Here is a 6,138-nt window from a genome sequence, read left to right as displayed (position 1 = left end):
CGTCGCACCCAAGCCTATCGCCATCCGCTGACCCATCACCGCCCGGTGATCGGCGGCCCGCAGACCGCCACCGTGGTCGGCCCGGCCAATGAAGAGATCCACACCGATCACCTCAATCGTGTCCGCGTCCAGTTCCACTGGGATCGTCAGGGCCAGCAAGACGAGAATTCCAGCGTCTGGCTGCGGGTCTCCCAGCCCAACGCCGGCGCCGGTTGGGGCGGTGTGTTCGTCCCGCGGATCGGCCAGGAAGTGCTCGTCGACTTTCTCGAAGGCGATGCCGACCGCCCGCTGATCACCGGCCGGGTCTACAACGGCGAACAGAGCCCCGACTGGCACAGCCACGGCCTGCTCTCCGGCTTCAAGAGCAAGACCTATCGCGGCAACAAATACAATGAACTCGTCTTCGACGACGCCACCGATCAGGAGCGTGTCCGCCTCAACTCCGAAAACGAAAAGAGCCAGCTCAACCTCGGCTACCTGATCCACCAGACTGGCAACACCCGGGGCGCTTTCCGCGGCACCGGGTTCGAACTGCGCACCGACGCCTATGGCGCCATCCGCGCCAACCAGGGGCTCTACCTCTCAAGCTGGGGCCAGCTCGGCGCCAGCGGCGACCAGCTCGACCTCACCCCGGCCCGTCAGCAGCTCGACAGTGCCTACAACCTCACCGACACGCTCAGTCAGAGCGCCCAGGACCACAACGCCGAAGCGCTCGACAGCCGCGAGAACCTCAAGCAGGCCGGCACCGACGCCGACGACCGCTACGGCAACAGCGAGCAGTTGGCGGATGCCAAGCAGGACAGCGCCAGCGGCGCCAGCGACAGCGGCGGCCGGGGTGAATCGGCGAGGATGAAAGCGCCGTGGCTGCACATGGCCTCGCCGGCGGGCATCACCATGAGCACGCCGGAGTCGACCCACCTGGCCCAGGGCAGATCGCTGAGTGTCTCCAGTGGTGAAGACGTCAATATCGCCAGTGGCAAGAGCCTGGTGGCGTCAGTGGCTCGCACAATCTCTTTTTATGTCCAGCTAGCCGGGATCAAATTATTTGCAGCGCGAGGCAAGGTGGACATCCAGGCACAATCGGACAATTTCGAAGCTACCGCCCGCCGTGATCTCAACGTTACGTCCAGCGAACAGAAGATCGACTTCGCCGCCGCCGAGGAAATTCTGCTCGTCAGTGGCGGCGCCTACGTACGCATTAAGGACGGCGATATTCAGCTTCACGCCCCCGGCAAGGTCAATATCAAGGGGGCGAGTCAGAGTTTCGGTGGTCCGGCGGAGATGAGCACTGCGTTACCGCAGATGCCCGATGGTATCTGTGTGGAATGCCTGCTTAAGAACCTTTCCAATGGATCACCAATCGTGAACGTCTCCTGAGAACATCATGCAATTGATCGATCACTACTCGCCGGAATGGGTCAGCGGAACGCAAGCGATGATCGAAGAATGGCTTGCTCAAGAACCACGACCCTATGTCTATTTTCTGCTGGACGCATCGTTCAAGCATGAAACGATGCTGCCATTGATCAGAAAGCTATGGCCTGAAGGCCGTTGGCGCTCGCTTTACCAGGATGCACCCAATACCAGTGAGCGCGTATTGGCGATTTCGCCGCTGCTACTTGCAGTCGATAAGGATAGCCTTGGCGCCTTGGAAGCCATCGCGAAAGAAACTTCCGGCCAACCTATGTTGAGCCTCGTGGTTAGCACCGAATCTTTGGACTTCTTATGGGAGCGACTATCGGTATTTCGCATAGTCACGCTTCAGGATGCCCGATATGTCCTGCGTCTAACGGATACGCGTCGTTTACCGCAAATCGCCGAGATGTTGTCGAAAGAGCAAAGGGCGCTGCTGATAAGCCATATGACGGCATGGCGCTACATTGGACGAGATGCGCGATGGTATGAACTCGATCTCGGCGGAGTAACCACGGCCGAGCCTGACGATATGAGCAGCGTTCGGCTCAACGACCGACAGACGAAAATACTGCTCGATATGAACCGTATCGATGCCTTGATTGATGGATTACGTCGTCATGAGTCGGAGCTTCATGGTCTTTTCGACAGCCCATCCAGACGTCACGAGTGGGTAGTCAAGACGCTGGATAGTGCCTCTCTATCTGCCGCTGATTATCCAGAGCAGGTTCAGTGCTGTAGAAGCGCTGCATATAGAGAGGGCTGGTTAACATGAGAGACGGCCTGGCTTGCTCTACCACGACTGATGATAGAGATGATCCGCTGAGATGTCCCTTTCTCTACCCCCAAAGACTGACAAGGATGTTCTTTAAATGCGCCGATATATTCGATTCTTGACGGGGCTGGTGTTGCTGGCGTCGCTACCGGCCTGTGGCTCGGATAATGATACTGCCGATCTCAATATAACGGGCGTTGACTATGCCGGGAACGGTATTGGTGGGTTTTATGTTGTCGATCCGAACAATGAGAAAAACCGAGGCGACGGTGAGTCTTTGACCCCCTACAGCGCGGGTGGTACTCGCTGTTGCTATCAAGTGCCCAAAGAGTGGCATGAAGGGTTGAAGGTCGACGTGGTCGTTAGATACCCACTGGAAGGTGAGACGGGTGATGAGATTTCAGCGTCTCTTGCCAAGCGTAAAGCGGAAGGTAAATTAACAGAGACGATTCACGTCGATGTTCCGAAGTATGCAACTCCGGCAAAGGGCACGTTATGGGTGCAATTTTTGCCGGACAAGAAAGCTAATGTCGTTGTCAGTGAACTGTCACCACCGCATGAAAAATTTCCTGGCAAGGTCAAAGGTTGGCCGGTACCAACTAAAGAATATAAAAACAAAATGATAATGAGAAGGGTTGAAATAAACGAGGGGGACTTGAGGAGCTTTGAAAAAGCTATTCAAGAAGGCGATGGTACTCCGGAGCAGTTGGAAAGATATAAGGGGCATGTTGAAAGTATAACCAAAGAAAATAGTCAGCTGAGGCAGGGGTTGCAATGACTGCAAAGTTGGTAGGCTCCTTAGAAGGTTTTTTTTCAGAACCTCAAAGCCGAGAAAAATTCTTTAGTACGGAGGAAAAAGATGATATTCGTACAAAATACGAAAGTCGCGAGCAGCCTTCATCTTCAATTGCTTCCTGCGACACCAATCTATTTATCGGCGTGTTTTTTGACGGCACGGGGAATAACTACGCCGACAGCCTCGACCGCGGAGATCATAGCCAATCTAACGTAGCGCGCCTTTACAGTGCCTTTCCCGGACAGAGCGTGCCTGGTGTTCTCCCACCTCAGACTAACTGGCAAACCAATCTTTCTGATTACGACAATTTCTTCCGTATCTACGCCTCCGGCGTAGGCACACGATTCGATCCTGTTGACGACTCTGGTGAGGGTTTCTGGGATGAAACCCTAGGTGGTGGCACAGGGCGGCTGGGGCAGGTGAGAATTTTATGGGGTCTAGCCCAGGTCATCAACTCGATTAGTCGCTACTTCCTTAAGCGAGCCTTAATCGATAATGACGAAGTAAAACGAGTCAGTGCGGTTGGCCAGATGACTGCCTATTCGCTTCAAAGGGACCCGTCCGCCTCAATGGGACCCGCTGCGGCTACTGATACATCGTTGACCATTCCAAAGGCGTTGGTGCGCTGGCTACAGCAGTTGCACCGGGCGATACGACCCCATATGACTGGGTCGTCTGGTGAGCAGCCGCAGAATAAAGATCCGGGTATTGTCAAAAACATCTATCTTTCAGCCTTCGGCTTTTCACGGGGCGCGGCCCTGTCGCGTGCCTTTTCCAACTGGTTGGTAAAGCTTTGCCAATTGGATGCGGGGCTGACGAATCACAGCGGCCTGACCTTGGCAGGTTTTCCTGCAACATTCGATTTTCTAGGGTTGTTCGATACGGTTGCTTCAGTCGGTATCGTCAATCTCATACCTATCAGTGATGGGCATGCGGGCTGGGCCGATGCGGAAAAATCGTTGGCAATACCTCCTAATATTGCCCGGTGCCTACATCTCGTTTCCGCGCATGAAAATCGCCGGTCTTTTCCTCTAGACTCTATTTACAACGATCATTCGATCGCGAGCAATGGTGATGAAATAGTATTTCCAGGTGTTCACTCCGACCTTGGTGGAGGCTATAAACCAGGTGATCAAGGTAAAGGGGTAGATAATATTGGACGAGATATGGTGTCTCGCATTCCTCTTGCCGTGATGTACCGCGAGGCCCGTTTGTCTGGTGTTCCACTCAAACTGGAGCAGGCTTTGCCAGAAGATCAAGTCGGATTTGAAATTTCGCCTCAGTTGATCGCTGATTTCAATAATTATGTTGATCAATGTGAAGTGAAGTCAGGTGAGACCGGCACGATTGTTCGTGAGCACTGGCGGCGAGCTATTGAGTGGCGGCTGAGTAACCACCGAGCTGGCGGCGTGTCAAGGCTGCGTAGTTATCAACGGGCTTCTCAGTACGATAAAAATAACTTGTCGAGTGCCTATGCTCAGTTCTGTGAAGAACTTGAAAGGTTTTCTCACTGGGAGGAAATGTCAAGTAAGGGGTTTTGGGAACAAGCGCGGCACGCTTTGCGTGATTACATCGTGATGGGGCCTGCATGGACAGTCAAGGAGAGAGGGTTCGATCCTTCTTTAATCGATGACTGGCAAAGAATTTCAGATTTCAAACCTCGTTTGGGTAACGCGCCAGACGCGGTATCCACCATGATGGATTTGTATGTTCACGACTCAATTGCGGGTTTTTTGACTGAATTCGCCAGTCGTGATGAAGCAATAACGTATCTTAGAACGTTGGTCGCGAGAAAAACTATTCTCGATAGCGACGATGTTGGCTGGGAGAGTAAGAGAGGAATTTACCTCAGCTCGTCAGAGAGTGAGCGCGCTGAATTTTTTGAAAGAACGGGAAGAATTCCTCCCATGCATGATTTGGGAGGACGTGAGTGGTATCTGTTAGGGGGAGGATATCTTCGCTTCCGCAGAATTTACGCCGGTGCCGACGATCAGTTGCTAACGCTATTGTCTCCCGGATACTGGTCAAAAGAGGAGGCCAAGCAGTATGCCTTTATGGACGTGGGGCGTCCTAAGTTGTATAGGGCGCACGCCTAGATAGTTGGTAAGTCTGAAAAATGGAATGAAAAGTATATGAGTGGCGCTGCTGGCATTCTGACATTCACCAAACATTTGGTAGCTGAGTCATGGCAGATATAGAAACGCTGGATAGTTTACTCGACACCTTCGATATCGGTCTTTCTCAGGCCCAGCGGCTGCTGACGTTGGAGATGGCGGGGGCGTCACTGATCCCGCACAGGCTGGTGGGCGAAGAGCGGGTGAGCGAACCGTTTACCTACACCCTCGACTGCATCTCCCAGCAGGGTGACATCGAACTCAAGACGTTGATGGCCCAGCCGGCTAACCTGTCGATTTTGCAGGCGGACGGCAGCTATCGACGCTTGCACGGCCTGGTCTCCGAGGCAGCACTGCTGGGCGAAGACGGCGGCGTCACCTACTACCAGCTCACCCTGGTGCCTTGGCTGGCGATGCTAAAGCTCGGCCGCGACAGCCGGATCTTCCAGGATCGCAGCGTCGTCGATGTCCTCACCAACGTGTTCGACGGCCATGAGCTGGCCAAGGGCCGCTACCGCTTCGACCTGCGCCGCGACTATCCCGCCCGCAGCTACTGCGTGCAGTACCGCGAGAGCGACTTCAACTTCGTCAGTCGGCTCTGCGAGGAAGAAGGGTTGTGGTATTACGCCGAGTTCGCGGGTGAAGACGATGAGTTCGACGGCCACCGCATCGTCATCACCGACGATGTCGACACCACCCAGCCGGTCAGCCCCCAGGCGATCCGCTTCCACCGCCAGGATGCCACCGAGACCGAGGACGCGCTGACTCAGTGGGGCGGCGTACGCTCCCAGCAACCCACTCGTGTCAGCGTCGGCACCTTCGACTACAAGCAGCCGTCACTCACCAAGCGCACCGGCCTCGATACCCTCAGCGATCAGGGCAACCTGCCCGACACCGAGGTCTACGACTACGCCGGCGAGTATTACTACTACGGCTACGAGCGCGGCGAACGCCTGACCGAGAACCGCCTCGAGTCGCATGAATCTCGCGCCAAGCGCTTTCGCGGGGCCGGCGGTACACGTCAACTCCAGGCCGGGCGC

General features: G+C 55.0%; 5 protein-coding genes. All 5 read left to right on the top strand.

Annotated features, from left to right (window positions below):
- On the top strand, positions 1-1,377 hold a 1,377-nt coding region (locus DOM27_RS17830), incomplete at its 5' end, for a DUF2345 domain-containing protein (protein WP_157956793.1).
- Between the two features lie 7 nt (positions 1,378-1,384).
- A complete protein-coding gene (locus DOM27_RS17825; protein WP_110658261.1) occupies positions 1,385-2,188 on the top strand; it encodes a DUF4123 domain-containing protein in 804 nt (267 codons plus the stop codon).
- 97 nt (positions 2,189-2,285) lie between these two features.
- On the top strand, positions 2,286-2,966 hold the full coding sequence (locus DOM27_RS17820; protein ID WP_110658259.1) for a DUF3304 domain-containing protein: 681 nt from the start codon (positions 2,286-2,288) through the stop codon (positions 2,964-2,966).
- Complete coding sequence (locus DOM27_RS17815) at positions 2,963-5,080, top strand: T6SS phospholipase effector Tle1-like catalytic domain-containing protein (protein ID WP_110658257.1); 2,118 nt, start codon at positions 2,963-2,965, stop codon at positions 5,078-5,080. The genes DOM27_RS17820 and DOM27_RS17815 overlap by 4 nt, the downstream gene beginning before the upstream one ends.
- Before the next feature lie 89 nt (positions 5,081-5,169).
- Positions 5,170-6,138, top strand: a 969-nt coding sequence (locus tag DOM27_RS17810; RefSeq protein ID WP_157956792.1) for a type VI secretion system Vgr family protein, incomplete at its 3' end; no start/stop codon positions are given.

Origin of the sequence: Salinicola halimionae, from assembly GCF_003206065.1 — a bacterium.
In the GTDB taxonomy this organism is placed as follows: Bacteria; Pseudomonadota; Gammaproteobacteria; order Pseudomonadales; family Halomonadaceae; genus Salinicola; species Salinicola halimionae.
Note: the sequence above shows the minus strand (reverse complement) of the source record. Positions and strands in the feature narration are given on the sequence as shown.

Excerpts from the sequence above, each read along its gene's own strand:
- DOM27_RS17825 (WP_110658261.1), top strand. The coding sequence starts at position 1,385 with ATGCAATTGATCGATCACTACTCGCCGGAATGGGTCAGCGGAACGCAA.
- DOM27_RS17820 (WP_110658259.1), top strand. The coding sequence starts at position 2,286 with ATGCGCCGATATATTCGATTCTTGACGGGGCTGGTGTTGCTGGCGTCG.
- DOM27_RS17815 (WP_110658257.1), top strand. The coding sequence starts at position 2,963 with ATGACTGCAAAGTTGGTAGGCTCCTTAGAAGGTTTTTTTTCAGAACCT.